The sequence below is a fragment of the Pseudomonas sp. GW821-FHT01E05 genome, assembly GCF_059422425.1.
Genome location: NZ_JBWKWW010000007.1, coordinates 1 through 20,186, shown reverse-complemented (window position 1 = coordinate 20,186; position 20,186 = coordinate 1). Strand labels below are relative to the sequence as shown.

The 20,186-nt window shown below is 56.8% G+C and carries 18 protein-coding genes; 10 read left to right on the top strand and 8 right to left on the bottom strand.

Annotated elements, in window-relative coordinates:
• The first annotated feature begins 8 nt into the window (after positions 1–8).
• Genes AC07W5_RS16675 through AC07W5_RS16665 form a run of 3 tightly spaced genes read left to right on the top strand, consistent with a single transcriptional unit; the run spans position 9 to position 2,630 of the window.
• Positions 9–932: an NAD-dependent epimerase/dehydratase family protein gene (locus AC07W5_RS16675; protein WP_495012254.1), complete on the top strand. Its 924-nt coding sequence runs from the start codon at positions 9–11 to the stop codon at positions 930–932.
• A gap of 24 nt (positions 933–956) precedes the next feature.
• Entirely contained in the window at positions 957–1,682 is a 726-nt protein-coding gene (locus tag AC07W5_RS16670) for an SDR family NAD(P)-dependent oxidoreductase (protein WP_495023846.1), read from the top strand.
• A gap of 36 nt (positions 1,683–1,718) precedes the next feature.
• Positions 1,719–2,630, top strand: coding sequence for a LysR family transcriptional regulator (locus tag AC07W5_RS16665; protein ID WP_495012256.1), 912 nt, complete (start codon positions 1,719–1,721; stop codon positions 2,628–2,630).
• 160 nt (positions 2,631–2,790) lie between these two features.
• Here the strand turns inward: AC07W5_RS16665 and AC07W5_RS16660 are convergent, their stop codons facing one another.
• Positions 2,791–3,000 carry a co-regulatory protein PtrA N-terminal domain-containing protein gene (locus tag AC07W5_RS16660; RefSeq protein ID WP_494991706.1) on the bottom strand — a complete coding sequence of 70 codons (210 nt, stop codon included), beginning with the start codon at positions 2,998–3,000 and terminating at the stop codon, positions 2,791–2,793.
• A gap of 83 nt (positions 3,001–3,083) precedes the next feature.
• Positions 3,084–3,737, bottom strand: a complete 654-nt coding sequence (locus AC07W5_RS16655; RefSeq protein WP_494991705.1) for a hypothetical protein — start codon at positions 3,735–3,737, stop codon at positions 3,084–3,086.
• Positions 3,738–4,632: 895 nt separating this feature from the next.
• Here AC07W5_RS16655 and AC07W5_RS16650 point away from each other — a divergent pair.
• Positions 4,633–4,911, top strand: coding sequence for a DUF2790 domain-containing protein (locus AC07W5_RS16650; protein ID WP_495012258.1), 279 nt, complete (start codon positions 4,633–4,635; stop codon positions 4,909–4,911).
• A 357-nt stretch (positions 4,912–5,268) separates the two neighbouring features.
• On the opposite strand, the gene AC07W5_RS16645 is transcribed toward AC07W5_RS16650, so the two are convergent.
• Positions 5,269–5,403, bottom strand: a complete 135-nt coding sequence (locus tag AC07W5_RS16645; RefSeq protein ID WP_495012259.1) for a hypothetical protein — start codon at positions 5,401–5,403, stop codon at positions 5,269–5,271.
• A gap of 355 nt (positions 5,404–5,758) precedes the next feature.
• Between AC07W5_RS16645 and AC07W5_RS16640 the strand changes: the two genes are divergently transcribed.
• Entirely contained in the window at positions 5,759–6,130 is a 372-nt protein-coding gene (locus AC07W5_RS16640) for a hypothetical protein (protein ID WP_495012260.1), read from the top strand.
• Between the two features lie 522 nt (positions 6,131–6,652).
• Here the strand turns inward: AC07W5_RS16640 and AC07W5_RS16635 are convergent.
• Together AC07W5_RS16635 and AC07W5_RS16630 are read right to left on the bottom strand one after the other, a co-directional pair.
• Positions 6,653–7,786: an ATP-binding response regulator gene (locus AC07W5_RS16635; protein WP_494991702.1), complete on the bottom strand. Its 1,134-nt coding sequence runs from the start codon at positions 7,784–7,786 to the stop codon at positions 6,653–6,655.
• Between the two features lie 117 nt (positions 7,787–7,903).
• A complete protein-coding gene (locus AC07W5_RS16630) occupies positions 7,904–12,733 on the bottom strand; it encodes a response regulator (protein ID WP_495024015.1) in 4,830 nt (1,609 codons plus the stop codon).
• A gap of 618 nt (positions 12,734–13,351) precedes the next feature.
• Between AC07W5_RS16630 and AC07W5_RS16625 the strand changes: the two genes are divergently transcribed.
• On the top strand, positions 13,352–13,993 hold the full coding sequence (locus AC07W5_RS16625; protein ID WP_494991700.1) for a response regulator: 642 nt from the start codon (positions 13,352–13,354) through the stop codon (positions 13,991–13,993).
• A 31-nt stretch (positions 13,994–14,024) separates the two neighbouring features.
• Here the strand turns inward: AC07W5_RS16625 and AC07W5_RS16620 are convergent, their stop codons facing one another.
• Entirely contained in the window at positions 14,025–14,192 is a 168-nt protein-coding gene (locus AC07W5_RS16620) for a hypothetical protein (RefSeq protein ID WP_495023845.1), read from the bottom strand.
• Positions 14,193–14,354: 162 nt separating this feature from the next.
• Here AC07W5_RS16620 and AC07W5_RS16615 point away from each other — a divergent pair, with 162 nt between their 5' ends.
• The 3 genes from AC07W5_RS16615 (at position 14,355) to AC07W5_RS16605 (ending at position 16,187) form a co-directional block, all read left to right on the top strand.
• Positions 14,355–14,864 (top strand): response regulator, encoded by a 510-nt coding sequence (locus tag AC07W5_RS16615; RefSeq protein WP_494991699.1) that lies wholly within the window; start codon positions 14,355–14,357, stop codon positions 14,862–14,864.
• Positions 14,831–15,781 (top strand): hypothetical protein, encoded by a 951-nt coding sequence (locus tag AC07W5_RS16610; RefSeq protein WP_495023844.1) that lies wholly within the window; start codon positions 14,831–14,833, stop codon positions 15,779–15,781. The genes AC07W5_RS16615 and AC07W5_RS16610 overlap by 34 nt, the downstream gene beginning before the upstream one ends.
• Positions 15,782–15,887: 106 nt before the next feature.
• Positions 15,888–16,187, top strand: coding sequence for a hypothetical protein (locus tag AC07W5_RS16605; protein WP_495023843.1), 300 nt, complete (start codon positions 15,888–15,890; stop codon positions 16,185–16,187).
• 380 nt (positions 16,188–16,567) lie between these two features.
• Here the strand turns inward: AC07W5_RS16605 and AC07W5_RS16600 are convergent, their stop codons facing one another.
• Both AC07W5_RS16600 and AC07W5_RS16595 read right to left on the bottom strand, forming a co-directional pair.
• Positions 16,568–17,476: a carbohydrate kinase family protein gene (locus AC07W5_RS16600; RefSeq protein WP_495023842.1), complete on the bottom strand. Its 909-nt coding sequence runs from the start codon at positions 17,474–17,476 to the stop codon at positions 16,568–16,570.
• A 62-nt stretch (positions 17,477–17,538) separates the two neighbouring features.
• Entirely contained in the window at positions 17,539–18,489 is a 951-nt protein-coding gene (locus AC07W5_RS16595) for a cupin domain-containing protein (RefSeq protein ID WP_495023841.1), read from the bottom strand.
• A 292-nt stretch (positions 18,490–18,781) separates the two neighbouring features.
• Here AC07W5_RS16595 and AC07W5_RS16590 point away from each other — a divergent pair, with 292 nt between their 5' ends.
• A complete protein-coding gene (locus tag AC07W5_RS16590) occupies positions 18,782–20,089 on the top strand; it encodes an ABC transporter substrate-binding protein (RefSeq protein ID WP_495023840.1) in 1,308 nt (435 codons plus the stop codon).
• Positions 20,090–20,186 lie beyond the last annotated feature (97 nt).

The window sequence follows — 20,186 nt, the reverse complement described above, 5'->3', positions numbered from 1 at the left end:
GACGGATCATGAACATACTGGTAACCGGGGCCAACGGATTTCTTGGCCAGGAAGTGGTGCGTCAGTTACTGGCTCAGGGTAACGAAGTAGTGGGCTACGACCGCAGCCTGGTGTGCGCCATCGAGCACGCTGCGTATCGTTACGTACAAGGTGATCTGGCTGACCTGGCGAGTTTGCTGGAGAGCTGCCGGAGCCGTCCGGTCAACGCGATCGTTCATACCGCGGCGATCTCGCACCCGGTGGACTCTCGGCGTATTCCCCTGCAAACGGTGCTGACCAATGCACTGGGCACCACCCATGTGTTTGAGTGCGCCCGGCTCAGCGGTATTTCTCGGGTGGTCAACCTCAGTTCCGAATGCGCCTACGGGCCCAACCGGGAAATGGATGTGGTCGATGAGCGCGCGCCCCTTGAACCGACCACGCCGTATGGCTGTACCAAGGTGTTCACCGAAAAGCTCGGTCAGGTTTACAGCGACCTGTACCAGGTCAGCGTGGTGTCTTTGCGACCGGGCTGGATCTATGGTCCTGGCCAGTTCATGCAGTGCTACCTCAAGAGCATGCTCAGAAGCGCGATCGATAACGAGCCGTGGCATGAGGAGGAGGGCGGCGATTACCGCTTTCAGTACGTGCACGTCGTGGATGTCGCCCACGCTTGTGTACTGGCGGCCACTGTTCAGGAAGAGCGGTTGCAACAACGGGTGTTCAATGTGACGGCTGGTGAGCAGGACAGTTACCGGGCGGTCGCGGCGCGGATTCGCAAGGTCTACCCCCATGCCCAGCTCAGCATCGGCCCCGGTACTTTGAGCGTACTGGATGAAAATGCGTGCTTCGACATTTCGGCGGCGGGCGAACAACTGGGCTACCGGCCCCGGTTCGACCTGCATGAAGGCATTGCCATGTATGCGCAGTGGCTGGAACAGCATCCTTACTAAATTCTCTGAAGGCTGAGGTCATTCATGAAAACCTATTTGGTAACCGGTGCTGCACAGGGCATCGGCCATGCGGTCGCGCTTGCTCTTGGCGAGCAAGGCAGTCTTGCCGTTCTCAATGATTTGCAGGAAAGTCCGGTGCTGCTGGCCTTGGCCGATGAGCTGCAGGCGCGGGGCGTGGAGGTGCGTCTTGCGCTGGGTGATGTCTCGGACCCCGCAACAGCAGAGCGTGCATTTGCCGGGCTGCAACGCCTGGATGTGCTGGTCAACAACGCGGGGTTCTTGCAGGAGGCGCCGCTGAGCGAACTCAGTGTCGAGGCCTGGGACCGGATGATCCGTGTTCATCTCTATGGGACGTTCCTTTTCTGCAAACCGGCGGCGGCCCTGATGACCCGCCAGGGCAGCGGCACCATCGTCAATATCGCCTCTGACCTTGGGCAGCTCGGGTGCGCCAATCTCTGCCATTACTCGGCTGCAAAAGGTGGAATCATTGCGCTGACCAAGTCGTTGGCGCGAGAGTTGGCGGCCCATGGTATACGGGTAAACGGGGTTGCCCCCGGCGGCACGTTGACGCCGATGGTCGAACGCCTGGGTGAGGCTTATATTCGCGAAGAAGCGCTGCGTTACCCGATGCTGCGACTGGGAACGGCGCAGGAAATTGCCGCCGCGGTGATTTTCCTGGCCTCGGAGCAGGCCAGTTTCATGACCGGGCAGATACTGGGCGTCAATGGCGGCGGTGTAATGAACGGCTGATTGCGGTCGCAAGCAAACACACGAGGAGAGGGCGGCATGCTGGTGAATTTGACGGATGTGGATCTGCGCATGCTGCGGATCTTCTGTGCGATCGTGGATGCCGGTGGTTTTACGGCTGCACAGGTCCCGTTGAACACCAGTCTGTCGCGCCTCAGCGTGCTCGTTCGAGACCTTGAAGTCAGGCTCGGCTACTCGTTGTGCAAACGCGGGAAAAGCGGTTTCCAGTTGACCGAAGAAGGCGAAGAAACCTACGCGGCAGCCCAGGAGCTGTTCGCCAACATCGGACATTTCCGCCAGCGCACGGCGGTGCTCAGCGGGCGCCATCGGGAGTTGTTGCGCATCGGCACGGTCGACAGCCTGATCACCCTCGAGCACAGCCCTGTACCGGCGGCCATTGCCCAGTTACGTGCTGCGCAACCCGGTGTCCACATCGATTTGCAAGTCATGCGTCCCGACGAACTTGAACAAGCGGTCCTTGAAGAGCGCATCCAGGTCGCCGTCGGCGCCTTCCACCACCGATTGTCGGGGCTTCATTATCAGGCGCTGTTCGAAGAGGAGCAGCACCTGTATTGCGGCAACGGGCATCCGTTTTTCGAGCGCCCTGATCAGGACCTGACGTATGAAGAGTTAAGCGCAGCGGACTATGTCGACAGAGGCTATGTCGCCGAAAACAAACGACCGTGCGAGCTCAGGTTCGCCAGCGCGGTCAGCGCGTTTTCGATGGAGGCCATTGCGCTGCTGGTCTTTTCCGACACCTACATCGGTTACCTGCCCACCCACTACGCCGCGAGCTGGGTCGAGCGAGGCAGGCTTCGATCGATCATGCCGCAACGCTTGGCTTATCGTTCTGCCTTTCATTGCATTACCCGTCAAGGGGTAGAGCAAAAGAGTACGGTAAGCCGGTTTCTAGATAAGCTCACCGCTCATGCGAGGCTTCATCTGCCTTAGATTCCAAGGGGCAAAGCCGGCTGGAAGTCGGCGCAACATCCCTCGAAAACGCCAAGATTGAAACGACTGCCGGGCAAGAAGCACAGAGGCTGAACCTTGGGTGCTGCATTTGAAGCTTGAGACCGCATATGTCTGTCAGATCGGGGACGCGCCAGACAGATCAGGAGTTGGAGTGATCGGCCGCCTTGGCTTTGCTTTGAGCTACAGCGGCTTCAGCCTTCTGTTTCTGTGCAACCTGGTAGGCTTCCATCGAGACTTTCCGGGCTTTCTCCATGCGTGCGATGGTCCGGTCACCACCGCCACCTGTGGCCATAGCCAGAGAGGAAACGGTCAGAGCGGCGACGACGAAGAGAGCTTTCATGGATTTCATTTGGGTATCCTCAAGTGAGATTGGGTTAACAGCTAACAGCGGGATTTATTGGCTAAAGCTGAACGTCCTTGTTCAACCTGGCTTCACCATCCAGCCAGGGCGGCGTTTCCTACTGTCCAGGTGCTTTGCTCCGTAGATTCTGCCGTGCTCTTGTTTTTGGCCCAGATGGTGAGCATCACCATCATCCCGAATCCACCGACGATGAGGACCGGATAGGCTGCCAGCAACTCCACCAACGAGTATTTCCAGGCCAACGGACGACCAACACCGAGCATTGCGGCATAGAACCACGACACGCCAGAGAACGCCCCCGAGAACAGCGCCAGCATGCGCAGGCTGAAGGAGAGCTTGAGCAACGAACCGGCTTTTTTCAGAGCAGGCAATACCGCGCTATGCAACACGACGCCATTAATGGTCAGCAGTACAACTATGCCGATCTTGGCTTGCAACTTTGGATTGAGGAAATACTCCATCCCCTTGCCGGCATAATCTATCCCGACAATACCAATGCCCGTAATCCAAAGAGCTACAAGGGCAAGCACTACGGTTTTTTGAAGACTTTCCATGTGCGCGTCATCATGGTGACCTGACGCATCCCCCTTCAGGAGTTGCTTGACCATTGCAATATCGCTGGTCAAAACAAGCCCGATTGCCACACAGCAGGCAATAAGGTGGGCATATACAACGCCCAAACGCAAAAACTCCACGGTCGACGAAGAAAGCATATTAAGCTCCATGGTTACCGGCTACCTCTTTGTTCTAGTAGTGAATCAGTACATGACTCTCAGTTGGACTTAACTGGAACTTACAGTTACTGACTGCAATTAAGATCCAGCAATTTCTATTAATTAGTCTTGCGGTATTACGCTGTCGAGATAAAAGTGAGCTTCGCGAATGAACTTCTAATCATTCGATTATCTCCATTTTCAGGTAATGAAAATCCCCATTCGCACTTAGTGCATATGAGGTTTAACTTCCGCTTCTGGGGCTAGGTGAGGATCAGAGCCTGTGTCACCTGCTGCGTATTCTGAACGAAAAAGTCCGAGTCCGTTCATTTTTTGATCAATTGTCCCGACAAACGGCAGTGAAATGGATAGTGGCGCATTGCCGGTTTTGATGGCGCAGCCAGCACCATTACTGGGTTTCCGGCGAGTCGGGAGGCAGATGAGAGCCCCGCCGATTTTTTCGTCTTTTTTCCAAATTCCATGGGGGAAATCGGGGGGGTATAACCTGGTCAGCCATAAAAAATCCCTTGGCCGGGTTAACAAACCAGGTCAAAGCACTGTCATTTTCCCCTCGAAAAAAGCACATTCGCGGCAATGCCATAGGGGAATCCTCAGCTAAAAAATTGATTCCTCGGGGAATCGAGGGGAAACGATCCTCAAGCCACCACATCAACTCCCACGTCCTGCGCAAATGAATGCCGCTTTGGTACAACAATCGACAGATTGGGAGAACGCCCATGGATAAAGGACGAGTGGTCGAAACCGCTCAACCATGGGGGATCGCTGGGGCCTGCGGCGACTCAAGCAATAATGGAAAAGGGTCGTTCGTCCGGGTGGAGTGAACTTCACTTTCACCGCGTGTCACATCTAGTCCTTGTCAAGCGAATTTCAGCAGAGGTACAGCCTAATGAACATCGCCACAGCAGTAAGTGCGGTGATTTCCAGTCTCGCGCCAAGTGTATTCGACCAGAACGGCCTGCAAGAACCCGGCGCGCATGTCTCAGCCGTCGAATACCACTACGGGATGGACATCGATGTGAAGAGGGTACTGCAGCGCACTGATACATCCGATAAGACCGGTGTGGTACCGGTGACCCTGGTCTACGAAGACAGCGAGGGCGAGGTGCACAAGATCCGTTTCCTCGAGTGGGGCGCAAGCCCGGCCAACCCCGCCAGTATTGCCTGATCCGCTCGCCGATAGGGTTCTGGGCCTCGCCTGCGCGGCGCAGGCCGGAACCCCGACTATCTCCTGTCACAGCAACTCGTCCACAGTCGCGGCGCGGGTGTTCCGCGAGCAAGCCTGAAGGCGTTTCAACGCGCCCCGGCGACTTGCCAGGCCATTGATGCAGAGGAGCTGCGCTCAGCGCATGGACCTCTGAAACGGATTGCAAACCACGGTTTATATCCAGTCTCCCTCGGTCTTCCAGGCATGTTTGGCCAGGCCTCGTTCATGTGCACATTTTCCGCCATCGAGCCGGCCAGATGATTCCCTGATTTATTGACTGCCCCCAGCGCAGCGCCGAAAAGTAATTCCCCATTCCGCTCACATCTCCTGTCCCTCCGGAAAACCGACCGGCAGCTCCTGGTCTATTCCATTGAAAAAACTCGTCTCGTTAAACCAGCCGATCGGGTGAGAGGCGATTCTCCAATGGGTCAGGTTGAAGTTTTTGCTCAACACGTGCCTTAGTCCTGATATTCGGTCGTTGACACTCGGGCTGACAGCACTAATCTTAATGTGTGGGAAGATTTCCCACGCAACAATGCCAACTGGCTCTGAAGGATCGTGCGAAAACCGCAGCTGCTCGTTAATGCTGCAGATGTATGGCCGCGCCGGTTGGCTGGCCGCTCCTATGGGCGGCTGCGAACTCACTGGTCATTGCGTTCGATACGCAGATGACGACGCAACTCCAAGCGGAGGTGCATCATGCTGCTCAAGAAATGTTTGTTGGCACTGGCAATTGGCGGGGTCCTGTCGGCATCGACTGTCCTGGTGCCCGATTACATCAGTAGTTTCTCCAGCGTGTATGCCAAAGATGGCGGTAGCGGAGGCGGTGGTGGTCACGGCGGCGGTGGCTCCGGAGGCGGTGGTCACGGCGGTGACGGCGGTGGCGGTCATGGTGCTGCAGGTCATGGAGCTGACGGTCATGGAGGCCCGGGGCGCGGCGACGCTGACCATGGTGGTATTGCCGGGAACAGAGGCACAGGCAATGCGCATGACAACAACAACGATGCCGCAAATGCAGCCAGGGACGCTGCCAGAAACGATGCGGATGCAGCCAGAGATGCTGCCAGAGCTGATGCTGATGCAGCCCGGGATGCTGCAAAAGCTGCTGCAGATGCGGCCAGAGACGCCGCCAGAGCTGAGGCGGATGCAGCCAGGGACGCTGCAAAAGCTGCTGGCGTAGCGGGCGCAGATGCAGCCAGAGATGCTGCCAGGGCCGCGGCAGATGCAGCCCGGGACGCCGCCAAGGCAAACGCAGATGCAGCCAGAGATGCTGCCAGGGCTGCTGCAGATGCGGCCCGGGACGCTGCCAAAGTCGAGGCGAACGCAGCCAGAGAGGCTGCCAAAGTTGAGGCGAGGGCAGCCAGAGCGGATGTGGCCGACGCCCCAGATGCCCCGGACGCGCCGGATTTCAACGCGGTTGAGGTACAGAACTAGGCCTGCACGTTCCGTAATGAACACGGCAGGCAAACCCGTAGAAAACGTCCCGAGAGCTTGAGGGACGTATCGGCAATGAGTCGCAAGCCCTGAAACGTCGCGGGGTTTGCGACTTTTTTTTTCGAAATCTGTCGCACCGTCCGAAACACCGACGAGGATAGCGGCAGCGGGGATATTCGTTGGCGGCTGCACCGCCATCAAGAGGGTGGTCGCAGTCTGGTTGGCCCGCCCGATGGGCCCGGGCTATAGCATTTCAATGCCATCCGGGTCAGTCGAGTGGCAGCGATATCGTTAATCTCGTTCCTTTGTCCGGTGCGCTGTCGATCGTGAATTCCCCGTCCAGCATGCTGATGCGTTCCTTCATCCCCACCAACCCGAACGAGTTCAATTTTTTGCGATCCGTCATGCCTACGCCATTGTCTTTGATCTGCAGGTAAAGCCGGCGACCGTCCCTGTAGAGCTCGATATGCACCTGTGTCGCTTGCGCGTGCCGGGCAATGTTCGACAGCGATTCCTGCACGATGCGGAACAGAGTCGTGGCGGATTTTTCATTAAGATCGCAACGGAAATTCTGGTCTTTCATCGACATCACGCAATCGATCGCGCTGCGCTGCCGGAACTCTTCAAGTTGCCACTCGATCGCTGCCTGCAATCCCAGATCGAGTACGGGCGGCCGAAGATCATTGATGATACTGCGGACACTGCGGATGGCTGTATCGAGGTGATTCAGAGCATCGCTGGCCTTTTCGTTGAGCTTGGGGTGCATGGTACTGGTGCGCGCCTGCAACATGGAGACATCGATTCGCAACGCCAGCAGACTCTGTCCCAGCTCGTCATGGATATCGCGTGCGATGCGCTTTCGCTCTTCTTCCTTGATGTGCTCCTGATAGGAGGCCAGTTCACGCAGCAGCAGCTTCGATTGCAGCAATTCTTCGGCCTGCATCGTCAGTTTGCGCTGCAGGTAGAACAGGTCGACAAACACCCGGATCTTGGCGCGAAGAACCTCGGCCACAATCGGCGAGAAGATGTAATCTACTGCGCCGGACGTATAACCGCGGAAACGCTCGGAATCCGTATCGGCCTCAGCTGTGACGAAGATAATGGGCGTGTGGGCCGACTTCGGGCGGCCGTGAATGAGTGCCGCGGTTTCAAAACCGTCCATCACGGGCATTTTCACGTCGAGCAGAATGACTGCGAAGTCGCGCTGCAATAGCAGGCGCAGGGCCTCGAACCCGGAAGTCGCCGTGGCAATATCGAGGCCCATGTCGGCAATCACCGCGGCAAGCGCCGTAAGTTTGGCGGGGTTGTCATCCACCAGCAACACTGATGCTGGCACGCCATCAGGCGGGAGCGCTTGCCGCACCTGGGCTCTCTCTTTGAATACCGGGGGTTCCTGCTGCATATTTATGCCACTTCGGTTTGCGCTAGCGCATCTTGCCATAACGGCAGCACCGGTAAAATCGAGCGGGCCTTGCGCACATTGCCACCTTTGCTGTCGCGCAATGAGCGCGGTACAGAGTCATCGATAGAGCCATTTGCGCATCAGTGACAGCAGTTGGTCGGTATCCACCGGCTTGCTGACATAGTCCGATGCTCCTGCTTCGATGCACTTTTCACGGTCACCCATCATCGCCTTGGCCGTCAGCGCAATCATGGGCAGGGTTTCAAATCTTTTGAATGTACGGATCTGGCGCATGGTTTCAAAGCCATCCATCTCGGGCATCATGATGTCCATCAGCACGATGTCGGTATCGGGCTGCTGCTGCAGCAGTTCTATGGCGGTTCGGCCGTTTTCGGCCGTGGCCACCAGCATTTTGTTGGACTCAAGCACGCTGGTCAGGGCAAAAATATTGCGCACATCATCGTCGACTACCAGGGCCTTTTTACCCTCCAGACTGTCCGAACCCTCATAGAGCTTTTCCAGCATCCTGCGCTGGGTCTGCGGCAGCTTGGCTACGACGCGGTGTAGAAACAGCGCGGTTTCGTCGAGTATGCGCTCGGGGGATTGAACTGCCTTGATGACGCCCTTGCCGAGCAGTGTCCTGAAACGCTCGTGTTCCGGCTTGGTCAGTGTTTCTGCACCATAGACGACGATCGGCAATTCACGCAATGCGTGGTCTTCCTGCAGCGCCTCGAGAAACCTGATACCGGATGCGTCGGGCAGTTTGAGATTGATTGCCATGCAGTCGTAGCGTTTCTTTGCCAGTTTCTTCAAGGCATCAGCGCCGCTGTCGGTCGTTGCGATCTTCACGTCGGTGTTGCCAAGTAGATCGAGGATGCGGGCGCGGTTCCCTTCGTCGCCGTCGATGAGCAGCAGACTCCTGGTCTTGCGCCGTGCGAATGCCACGATGCCGACCAGCGCATTTTGAATCTCGTCGGCTGTGACCGGCTTGAGCAGATAGTCGAAAGCGCCATAGCGCAGCCCGCGTGTGCGGTCGTCAGCGATCGAGATGATCTGGACCGGGATGTGACGCGTGGCGAAATTTCGCTTCAACTGCTCGAGTAGCAACCAGCCATCGATGTCCGTCAGGCCCGGGTCTAGCGTGATCGCAGCGGGTTTGAAGCGCTCGACAAGCTCCAGTGCATCCGCGCCACGGGTCGTGACGATAGCCCTGAACCCCTTCTGGCGCGCAGCCTCGAGCAGAATGCCGGCGAATCGGGCGTCGCCCTCGAGCATCAGCAGCACTTGGTCCCCGGGTTGGACAGATTCGCGGTCGTCCAGTATCTGTGCAGACGGACCTGACATGAGGTCGCGCTTGACTTGGCCAGGTACTGTCTCTGTCTCTGTCGCTGATTCGTCTAGCGTCTGACGCTGGGCATCCTGTGTACGCAAGGGCACGTACAGCGCGAAAGTACTGCCCTTGCCCTCACCGGGGATCAGCCGCAGCTCACCGCCCAGCCGGTGTGCGAGCTCGCGGCTGATCGACAGGCCGAGGCCGGTGCCGCCGTATTTTCGTGAGGTTCCGGTATCTGCTTGCTGGAACGCCTCGAAGATGAGCTTCTGCTTGCCGCCAGATACGCCAATGCCGGTGTCGGTGACCACGAAGGCGACCACCGTATCGGCGCGATTCAGTTCGCTGTGATCCACGCTCCACCCGGACACAGCGGGCGCGATGCTGATCTTGACGCTGCCTTGCTCAGTGAACTTGAAGGCGTTGGACAGCAGGTTCTTGACCACCTGCAACAGGCGCTTTTCGTCGGTCCAGATGACGGGGGGCAGGGTAGGCGCCAGTTCAATCGTGAAGGTGAGGCCTCGGCTTTCGGCGACCGGCCGGAAGGTGCGTTCGATCTGGTCGTGCAGATTGGCGAACAGCGCTTCATTCAGATCCAGTGTGACCGTACCCGACTCGATCTTGGACAGATAGAGAATCTCGTCGATCAGCTCCAGCAGGTCTTTGCCCGCGCTACGGATGGTCTTGGCATATTCGACCTGCCTGGGAGTGAGATTGTGTTCCGCATTGTCGCTGAGCTGCTGGGCCAGGATCAGCAAGCTGTTCAATGGCGTTCTGAGCTCATGGGACATACTGGAGAGGAATTCGGACTTGTACTTCGAGGTCAGCATCAGCTGCTCCGCCTTCTCCTCCAGCGACAGCTTGGTGATTTCGACTTCGCGGTTCTTGCTCTCGACTTCGGCTTTCTGCTCCGCCAGCAGTCCAGCCTTGTCCTCCAGTTCCTCGTTGGTCTGTCTCAACTCTTCTTGTTGCCTTTGCAGCTCCTGCGCCAGCGATTGCGACTGCTTGAGCAGTTCTTCGGTACGCATATTGGCTTCGATCGTGTTGAGCACGATACCAATCGATTCAGCAAGCTGATCAAGGAAGGTTTGATGAATGATGCTGTAGCGCGTGAACGAAGCCATTTCGACGACGGCCTTGACCTTGTTCTCGAACAGGATCGGCAACACGATGATATTCAGCGGGGCGGCCGCACCCAGTCCCGATGAAATCGCGACGTAATTTCCGGGTACATCGGTCAGCAGGATGCGCCGCTTCTCGTAAGCGCATTGCCCGACCAGGCCCTCGCCGAGCCGCCACTCATCGTTTACATTGATGTTTCCCTTATACGCATAAGCCGACAGCAGTTTGAGTTTCGCAGGATCGGGCGGGCTCTCGTTCATCATGTAGAACACACCGTGCTGGGCGTTGATCAGCGGAGCCAGTTCTGACAGCACCATCTTGGAGACTGCCGCCAGATCGCGCTGGCCCTGCAGCAGGCGGGTAAATTTCGCGAGATTGGTCTTGAGCCAATCCTGTTCCGCGTTTTGCCGCGTGGTTTCCCGCAGGTTGCGGATCATCTCGTTGACGTTGTCCTTCAATTCCGCCACTTCACCCTTTGCTTCCACCTCCACGTAACGAGTCAGGTCGCCCTTGGTCACGGCAGTCGCCACGTCGGCAATTGCGCGCACCTGATTGGTCAGGTTGGCCGCCAGACCGTTCACGTTGTCGGTCAGATCGCGCCAGGTGCCGGCAGCACCCGGCACGTTGGCCTGGCCGCCCAACTTGCCCTCGACGCCCACTTCACGCGCCACCGAGGTCACCTGATCGGAGAACAGCGCCAGCGTATCGGTCATACCATTGATGGTGTCGGCCAGTTCGGCGATCTCGCCCTTGGCTTCCAGTGTCAGTTTCTTCTTCATGTCGCCGTTGGCTACCGCGGTCACCACTTTCGCGATGCCTCGCACCTGGCTGGTCAGGTTGGCCGCCATGAAGTTCACGTTTTCGGTCAAATCCTTCCAGGTGCCAGATACGCCTTGCACCTGTGCCTGTCCCCCGAGCTTTCCTTCGGTGCCGACCTCGCGCGCCACCCGCGTCACTTCGGCGGCAAAGCTATTGAGCTGGTCCACCATTGTGTTGATGGTGTTCTTCAGCTCCATGATTTCGCCCTTGGCTTCCACGGTAATCTTGCGCCCCAGGTCGCCTTTGGCCACCGCCGTCGTCACGTCGGCGATGTTGCGGACCTGATTGGTCAGGTTGGCCGCCATGCTGTTGACCGAGTCGGTCAAATCTTTCCAGGTTCCACCGACGCCCGCCACCTTGGCCTGGCCACCGAGCTTGCCGTCAGTCCCCACTTCGCGTGCCATGCGCGTCACTTCGTCGGCAAAGGTCGAGAGCTGGTCCACCATTGTGTTAATGGTTTCCTTGAGTTGGAGAATTTCACCTTTCGCTTCGGCGGTGATCTTGCGCGACAGATCGCCGTTGGCCACCGCAGTGGTCACGTCGGCAATGTTGCGCACCTGGGTGGTCAGGTTGGCCGCCATGCCGTTGACCGAATTGGTCAAGTCCTTCCAGGTACCGGATACGCCGCTCACTTCGGCCTGTCCGCCCAGTTTGCCTTCGGTACCGACTTCCAGCGCGACGCGTGTCACCTCCGCGGCGAAGCTGGAGAGTTGGTCGACCATCGTGTTGATAGTGTTTTTCAGTTCGAGAATCTCGCCCTTGGCTTCAACCGTAATTTTCTTGCCGAGGTCGCCGCGCGCCACCGCCGTCGTCACCTGTGCGAGGTTGCGCACCTGGGTGGTCAGGTTGGCCGCCATGCCGTTGACCGATTCGGTCAGGTCGCGCCAGGTGCCTGATACGTCGCGCACTTCCGCCTGACCGCCCAACTTGCCTTCGGTACCGACTTCCAGCGCCACGCGGGTCACCTCCGCAGCGAAGCTCGAGAGCTGGCCGACCATCGTGTTGATGGTGTTTTTCAGCTCGAGAATCTCACCCCTGACTTCGACGGTAATCGTCTTGCCCAGATCGCCATTGGCCACCGCGGTCGTCACGTAAGCGATGTTGCGCATCTGGGTGGTCAGATTGGCGGCCATGTCGTTGACGGAGTCGGTCAGGTCTTTCCAGGTGCCGGACACCCCTTTGACATTGGCCTGCCCACCGAGAATCCCTTCAGTGCCGACTTCGCGGGCCACGCGGGTCACCTCGGAAGCGAAGGAGCCCAGTCGCGTCACCATGGTGTTCACGATCTGGGCGGATTTGAGGAACTGGCCCCGGAGCTTCAGGCCGTCGAGTACCGGCGGTACTTGCTGGCTCAGATTACCCTCGGCAACCGAACCGACAACGCGAATTATCTCGTTCATCGGGCTGATGAGGTCGCTGGTGAGCGCATTGCTCGAGTTGACGATCTTTTGCCATGAGCCTTTCATCATCGGCAATTCGATACGCTCATCGACCTTGCCCTGCTTGCCGATCAGTCGCGCCACGCGTTCGAATTCGGTGGTGGTGTCGGCCGCCATGTCGATGATCTCATTGAGCGTGTCGGCGATCTTGCCCGGCATGCCGGTCCAGTCTTCCGGCATACGCGTGGTGAAGTCACCTTTGCGCAACGACTTCAGCGCTGCCAGCAATGTCTTCATGTCGAAAACTTCGATCGGTGTCGTCACTGTGGCCATGTCTCTGTCCAGTTAAAATTGATGCCACGCGCAAGGCATTAGCCATGGGCGCATGCAGACACACCTGAGAGCTTAGGCGCCAGAGGCCGGAAATGCCCCCGGACTGAATGCCCACACGGGTGTCGACTCCAGGATTGCCATTGCCGCAGGAGCCGGCTTTGCAGTATTTTCCATGCTGAAAACTGAGCGCTGGCTTACGAAATATTAGCAAGGTTGGCGCAATGCCCCAGATCCTGGGGAAATTGTCATCCTGCAGTGCAATCCCAGCCTGGCTGCCTGGCGGATGCCGATTGAATATGCCGGGTGGTAGTGGCCGACTGATGGCTTCCGGAGACAGGCTGTTCCAATCGACTGCACCGGCAGTCCGGAGAAGTGAGCGCTAACGCCTGAGGCAACAGTGCAAGTGCGCTACCTGCCTGCTAACGTCAAACTCTGCAGCAGATTCCATGGCTTGCCGGCCACCGGCCGCAGGGTTAGTGTGGGACTGCATGAGCGCGCGCCACTGTGCCGGCGGGTTCAACATCATCTGTACATCGAGACACGATACGGCCAGGGCCTTGCGGGTGCGAATGGAAAATACAGATGACTGACCACAGAATCAGAGTCTTGCTGGTGGATGATCACAGCATCGTGCGTAACGGCGTGCGACGCATGCTGGAGACTGCCAACGAGATCGACGTAACGGGTGAAGCAGAGACGGCACAAGAAGCAATGCTCCTGGTCCGGGAGCAAGATTTCGACGTGGCGCTGGTAGATATTCAGCTGCCCGATAAGACCGGCCTCCAACTCCTCAAGCTCATGCGTGCGGAGAAGCCCAAGCTCGCCGTTCTGATGTTGAGCATGCATTCGGTCGAGGCCTATGCGTTACGCGCAATCAAGCACGGCGCTGCGGGATACCTCACCAAGGATATTTCCGCAGCCACCCTGGTTGCGGCAGTTCGCAAGGTGGCCTCAGGCGGCAAGCACGTCAGTCCTGAACTGGCAGAAAAACTGGTCAACGCTATCGGCAGAGGCGACGCGGCACCCCACGAAGCGCTATCGGACCGGGAACTTGAAGTACTAAAGCTCCTCGCTTCAGGCGAGAGAATTGTCCGCATCGCTGAGATATTGCACTTAAGCCCGAGTACCGTCACGACGTACCGGGCACGCATCCTGGAAAAAACAGGGATCGACAGCAACGCAAAACTGGCCCGCTATGCACTCGAAAACGGCCTGTTAACTTAGAACGCCCTGCCATCCGACGCAGCCGAGCCACTCAATCGTTTTCGGCATCCTCCACTCTCTGCGGTAAACGCCTCGGCATCATTGAATCGTTCTGATTGAACTTCATGTGCGGTTTAACGAACTGTGCAGCAATGATGCGCAGCACATGCCCGGCTTCGCCGAAGCGTCGCCCGATCCAGCCTGCTTGTAGTGGAATCACTACAAGTTCTTGGCCGATATCTCCACAAAGAACTCCTGCTAACGTCGATAGTGGGATTCGTTGCACTTAAGCATAGTTACCTCTCTGCAAGATTTCGTCCGCTGAATGGAGTTGTCTTCGTCAGCGTCTTGTACAGCCATGTCAAAAAAGAGAGGTCAAATCATGCAGGTCACCAACACAAAACCATTGACTGCACTGATGCCAGCCAGAGATTCAGGCCCCTTGCGCCTGTTTGTCGTTGAGGATTCGAACGTCGTGCGAGCGTTGTGGCACACGGTGTCGCCGCGGATCGCGGGCCTGTCACTTGCCGGGGCGTTCCACTGCGCATCGACCGCTATCGCCGCCATCCGGCATGAACCACCCGATGTCGTCTTGCTGGACGTCAACCTCAGCGACGGTAATGGCATGGAAGTATTGCGTGTGGTCGCAGCCGAGTATCCGCTGACAAAAGTCATAGTGGCCAGCAATTGTGCTGATCCGACACATTGGAAGTACTTCACAAAAGCGGGAGCCTACGCCTCCTACGACAAGATCCATGAACTTGCCGCTATGCGCCGCATGTTGGAGCGTTTAGCCAAGTCCCTGTTACCAGAAGCTTTGTCCTGCTGGCAACCATCACCAAATGGGAGCAGTACCCCATGGAACCAATCAGCAAAGAACACGACTTTCTAGCCATACTGCAGCACGTCATGTCACATGGCGTCATCACCTTGCTCGCAATGGCTATGGCGTTTGCCATGCCGGATGCCGCCCGGTACATCCTCTATGTATGGTGGCCACGCGTGGAGTTGAACTCGAATCTGCTGCTTGCGACAGAAATCGTGCTGGCCTCAACCTTGATGGTTCTGTTCTATCTGTGCAAACGCGCATGGGGCAACCACCATCGTCTGACAAGCGCGAAGATGGCCTCCCTGCTCTTTGCGAGACATCCTCGCAAGGGATGGCTTTCGACCCTTCACGAACGGAATCTGGTCCGCTCTTTACCGGCGGCGCGTCACGCCTCCATCCTTTCGCTCACGGGGTACGAAACCCTGATTGCCCCAGATAGCGTGTTGAAAGACGTCTTCACGACGGCGTATGAAATCCGCGTCATGCTGCTCAATCCGCTTGGCGTAGCAGCGCGCAAGCGAGTCGACTCACTTCCAGAAGAAATTACGACCTCGACCTTTCAAGAGGAACTTGCCGCCAGCATTGCGTTCCTTAATGAGTGCCGCAGACGCGGCAAGAAAGTTTCGCTGAAGTTCTACGACCACGACCCGTTCTGGAAGGTTGTCGTCCTCGACGACCGTGTCTGGGTCCAGCATTGCCATAGTGGTCGTGAAATGAAGGACCAGCCTGAGTACGTGTTCGGGCTGCAATACGCTGAACCGGGCCAGGGACTGTTTGTGCCGTTTTATACCTACTTTCTCCACGAGTGGAATAAGGCAGGCCACTGGGAATATGACTTCGACGCCGCCGAACTGGTCCAGCGGGATGCGACCACTGGCAACGAGACCGGGCGTGCTCCGCTCGGACTCCCCGTCTATGGTCCTGCATCGCCGTCCCTGGCAGCCGCTCGAACCTTCTCACCTGTTTCAGAATATGCATGAGAGCAAATTGCACGAGTCAGAAAAGACTCTGGAATCGATATTCGTAAGTTAAGCGCGGAGTGCGCGCTGTATTCATGTTGAATCAATGTTCTAACTGGAGGACATCATGATGATAGGCTATTGGTTGTGCGCGTTGCTGTGGGGTGTGGTGCTGCTGGAGGAGATCCAATGCATGCCCCTTCAAGAATGGAAAGACGAGGGTCTGAAAAAGGTTCTGTTGCTGCGCCGGACTAGAACCCAGACCGGCTACTTCATTGCGTTGATCGCGGGTGCCTTGTGCCTTTATAGCGAAATCCTGGTGGCGCCGGTCGATCAGAACATTTTCAATCCGGAGCTAATACTTGCCCTATGTGGTGTTCTTTGGGGTGCTTATCTTTCCGTAGTCTGCATGAAGGGGAAGCGATAGATGCCCATCTCCATGACTACTGCGGGTAATTGATATTTCACAATCGTCGGCTGGCAAGGAAATTCCCCCGGTCAGGCGCTCAACTCAGCATCTGAACAGCCGCAGCCTCGCTGGCAGCGGCTCGCCTTTGTTCATGGAGCCGGACACTGCAAAACCGTGTTGACGGAAAGGCTCAGGGCATGATGGACGTTAACGATGACGCGTGTTTGCTGGATAAACGCGTCGCCCTCAGGTCCATCGTCGGAGCGCCGCCCGGAGCAATCGAGCGTCGACCGGCTGCTCCTACACATACCCTTAACTGACTGGCATTGGGCCCTGAGGGCCTTTTTCATTGTCGCGAAAAACATTTTTAGATGCCTCTCAGCAGTCGACCCATTTCGTCAAATACTGGGAACGGCGCTGAGCAACTTTTTCACTTCGGCCATTGCTGGCGCATGGGCACCTGCATAACAACAAGATACAGATGCACAAGCGGCTGAAAAACGAAGGCGTTCTTGCAGATCGGAGATCCCAAGCAAGTCTGCGGCGAGCCAACCGGCCATAGAAGCATCTCCGGCCCCGACTGTATCTGCGACGTCTACAACGTAAGCGGACTGTTCGTAGTAGCCATCGCAGGTGTAAAGCGCCATGCCGCATTCACCGCGCGTTAACAGGATTTGAGCGTGCGGGTTGATGGCACGAATCTCATTGATTGCCTGGGTTTCGGTCAACCCTGGATAGATATGCCGAATGTCTTCGTCCGAGAGCTTGATCATGTCGGCAAGGGCGGTCACTGACGGGAAAGTTTGCTCTCGGTATTGTCTGTCCATCAGGTTACGCCAGTTCGGGTCAAAACTTATCCGTTTGCCTTCCCGTTTCGCCAGTTGTGCCACGCTTACCAACGTGTCCGCCAATGGTTGGCGGGTCAGGCTAATGCAACTGAAATGACAGACTTCAGCATGCAAAATCCAATCGTTCGGTAGCTGTTCGGGATCGAAAGACAAATCGGCGTTTCCAGCAAAAAAATACCTTGGCGGACGACTAGAGGGAACGATGGCAACCAGCGGATCGCGCTCTGTTCGTTGGATAAACCGCATATCCAGTCCTGCCGCAGCCGATTTCTGGACAATCTCATCGCCCAGAGAATCGGTGCTCACCGATCCGGCGAATGCCGTGCTGACTCCCAAGCGACTCAGCGCTCGTGCGACATTCCATGGCGCACCGCCCGGATACCCTTGCCATTGTCCAGGATGACCCTGTACCAGGTCGGTCAGGGCTTCGCCAAATACGACTGCGCGAGGCAACACCATTGTGATTTCCTTCTTGTTGTGGGATGCGGATGACTAACCCGCATCGGTCAGGCGTTCATTACTTAATGGGCTTTTGTGTGCGCCAGGACAGCCTGGAGACCGTTGCGATTGAACAGGTTCATCGCCGTTCCGCGACGATATTCACTCGGTGTCTGTTCCATTTCGATACGGAAGTGTCTGTTGAAGTTGGAAAGGTTTTCATAGCCAACCTCAAAACAGATGTCTGCCACGGACATCTCTGTTTGCAACAATAGTCGGCATGCGCGCTGAACCCTGAGTTTACGCATCAGATCAATGAAGCCATGGCCGGTTACCCGCTTGAAGAAGCGCGAAAAGCCGGGCTCGCTCATTTCCAATTGCCGAGCAATCACCGACAGGCGAATGTCGCCAGTGAGCTCAGTCAACAAATAGTCAAAGGCCTTATGGATGCGTTCAGAACTTCGGTCGTCCAGGGTCGGCGCGTAGCAAGCGCTGGCCAGCGTATGAGCGTCTTGGGTTGGCGCTTTCATTAGTACGTTGATCAACTGCAGAAAAAGAATAAGGCGTTCAAGTCCTTGCGCAGGGCCGATATCTTCCATCAATCGAGCCGCCTGTACTGCGGTTGCTCCGGTGAACTCCAAGCCACAGCGTGCACGTTCAAAAAGGTGCTGAAGCTCGCCTAACTCGGGCATTGTGCTGCGCAACGCCAGAATGGCTGCACCATCAAATTGCAGCACAACGTCGCGCCCCTTCAAGAACTCACCCGGTCTCAGATCGCCTATCCAATCATGGGGAAGGTCAGGGCCGATAAGTGCTACGTGGCCGGTGCCGAATGCGCCAATGTAATCACCAGCAACGAGCTTGCCGCTGCCTTGGCGGATCAGATGAATTTCGAATTCTGGATGGTGATTCCAGCGAGCAAGGGAGTAGGGGTAGTCGTGCTCATACCAGCGAAAGCAATGATCGGGCTCGGGAAGGATGACTTCCAGTTCGGCGGGGCGCTGTTCGAAAAGCGCTGTTCGGCTATCAGTCATGGCAGACCCCGGATTGGTTATTTCTTGTTTGTATGCGAGCAACATACGCCCTGTGCGCAGGCGCTTGCTAGTTCAAGATTGCGTATCACTGATACTTTTTTGATTCGCAGAAGGCTTCGCTGGCCAGGTTAAAAAAGTATCAGTTGGCCGTCCGTTGCGCGTTTGTCGTGGCTATTTCAAGGTGCTGTAATCAAATCGTCCCCCATTGCTGAAAAGCTGTAATTGCCCAGCGGTGGTTAACAACAAAAATAATAGCTCCCGTCGTCCAAGGCGCGGAGCGGAGAGCACTACGATGAAAATCCCGAAAGCGCTTTTCCTTTCCGCTGGCCTGTCCTTCGCCCTCGTCAGTCAAGCCGCCGAAACAGTGACCATTGCCACTGTGAACAATGGCGACATGATCCGCATGCAGCGACTCTCCAAAATTTTTGAACAGCAGCATCCCGATGTGAAGCTCAATTGGGTGGTACTGGAAGAAAACGTTCTGCGTCAGCGCCTGACCACCGATATCGCCACACAAGGCGGCCAATTCGATGTGCTGACCATTGGCACTTATGAAACGCCCTTGTGGGGCGCCAAAAGCTGGCTTGAACCGATCACGGCGTTGCCACCGGAGTACGACCTGGAAGACATCTTTCCTTCAGTCCGTCAGGGGTTGTCGGTCAACAATACGCTCTACGCATTGCCATTCTATGGCGAAAGCACGATCACCTATTACCGTACTGATCTGTTCAAGCAAGCAGGTCTTAGCATGCCGGATCACCCGACCTGGACGCAGCTCGGCGAATTTGCGTCCAAACTCCATGAGTCTGACAAGGGGCAGTATGGAATGTGTCTGCGCGGCAAGGCAGGGTGGGGTGAAAACATTGCTCTAATGAGCACCATGGCAAACGCGTTTGGTGCCCGGTGGTTTGATGAAAAATGGCAGCCGGAGCTAAGCAGCCCTGAGTGGACAGCGGCGGCACATTTCTACGTTGATACCCTCAAGAAGTATGGGCCGCCAGGCGTGTCTAGCAATGGTTTCAACGAAACCCTCGCACTGTTTAACAGCGGTAAGTGCGCCATCTGGGTGGATGCCAGCGTCGCGGGCTCGTTCACCACGGACAAGGAGCAGAGCAAGGTCGTCGACAGTGTGGGCTTTGCTCCTGCACCTACGGAAGTGACCGATAAAGGTTCGTCGTGGCTGTATGCGTGGTCTCTGGCCATACCGGCAACCTCCAAACACAAAGACACCGCAAAAGCCTTTATTACCTGGGCGACGTCGAAAGAATACATTCAATTGGTCGCTGAAAAAGATGGAATCACCAATGTGCCGCCCGGCACTCGGCAGTCCACCTATAACAAGGCCTATTTGAAGGCCGCGCCTTTCGCGCAAGTGACCTTGCAGATGATGCAGCACGCCGACCCTGCACACCCTTCGATCAAGCCTGTTCCTTACGTTGGAATCCAGTACGTCACCATTCCCGAGTTCCAGGCGATTGGGACTTCCGTAGGGAAGTTGTTTTCGGCGGCTCTCACTGGACAGATGTCGGTTGATCAAGCACTCGCTGCCGCGCAAACCTCAACTGAACGCGAGATGAAACGCGCCGGTTATCCCAAATAACCCGGAACCCCCTGTGGGATCGCCGCACCGTCGCTCCCACATTTGATCTTCATCTGCCTGTCACCAATCGGTTGTGATCACCATGAATACTTCGACG

Coding starts and splice junctions, on each gene's coding strand:
- AC07W5_RS16600 (WP_495023842.1), bottom strand. CDS start 17,476: ATGGTGTTGCCTCGCGCAGTCGTATTTGGCGAAGCCCTGACCGACCTG.
- AC07W5_RS16615 (WP_494991699.1), top strand. CDS start 14,355: ATGCAGGTCACCAACACAAAACCATTGACTGCACTGATGCCAGCCAGA.
- AC07W5_RS16640 (WP_495012260.1), top strand. CDS start 5,759: ATGGCGGTAGCGGAGGCGGTGGTGGTCACGGCGGCGGTGGCTCCGGAG.
- AC07W5_RS16625 (WP_494991700.1), top strand. CDS start 13,352: ATGACTGACCACAGAATCAGAGTCTTGCTGGTGGATGATCACAGCATC.
- AC07W5_RS16605 (WP_495023843.1), top strand. CDS start 15,888: ATGATGATAGGCTATTGGTTGTGCGCGTTGCTGTGGGGTGTGGTGCTG.
- AC07W5_RS16660 (WP_494991706.1), bottom strand. CDS start 3,000: ATGAAATCCATGAAAGCTCTCTTCGTCGTCGCCGCTCTGACCGTTTCC.
- AC07W5_RS16630 (WP_495024015.1), bottom strand. CDS start 12,733: ATGAAGACATTGCTGGCAGCGCTGAAGTCGTTGCGCAAAGGTGACTTC.
- AC07W5_RS16670 (WP_495023846.1), top strand. CDS start 957: ATGAAAACCTATTTGGTAACCGGTGCTGCACAGGGCATCGGCCATGCG.
- AC07W5_RS16590 (WP_495023840.1), top strand. CDS start 18,782: ATGAAAATCCCGAAAGCGCTTTTCCTTTCCGCTGGCCTGTCCTTCGCC.
- AC07W5_RS16675 (WP_495012254.1), top strand. CDS start 9: ATGAACATACTGGTAACCGGGGCCAACGGATTTCTTGGCCAGGAAGTG.
- AC07W5_RS16595 (WP_495023841.1), bottom strand. CDS start 18,489: ATGACTGATAGCCGAACAGCGCTTTTCGAACAGCGCCCCGCCGAACTG.
- AC07W5_RS16635 (WP_494991702.1), bottom strand. CDS start 7,786: ATGCAGCAGGAACCCCCGGTATTCAAAGAGAGAGCCCAGGTGCGGCAA.
- AC07W5_RS16610 (WP_495023844.1), top strand. CDS start 14,831: ATGGAACCAATCAGCAAAGAACACGACTTTCTAGCCATACTGCAGCAC.
- AC07W5_RS16650 (WP_495012258.1), top strand. CDS start 4,633: ATGAACATCGCCACAGCAGTAAGTGCGGTGATTTCCAGTCTCGCGCCA.
- AC07W5_RS16655 (WP_494991705.1), bottom strand. CDS start 3,737: ATGGAGCTTAATATGCTTTCTTCGTCGACCGTGGAGTTTTTGCGTTTG.
- AC07W5_RS16665 (WP_495012256.1), top strand. CDS start 1,719: ATGCTGGTGAATTTGACGGATGTGGATCTGCGCATGCTGCGGATCTTC.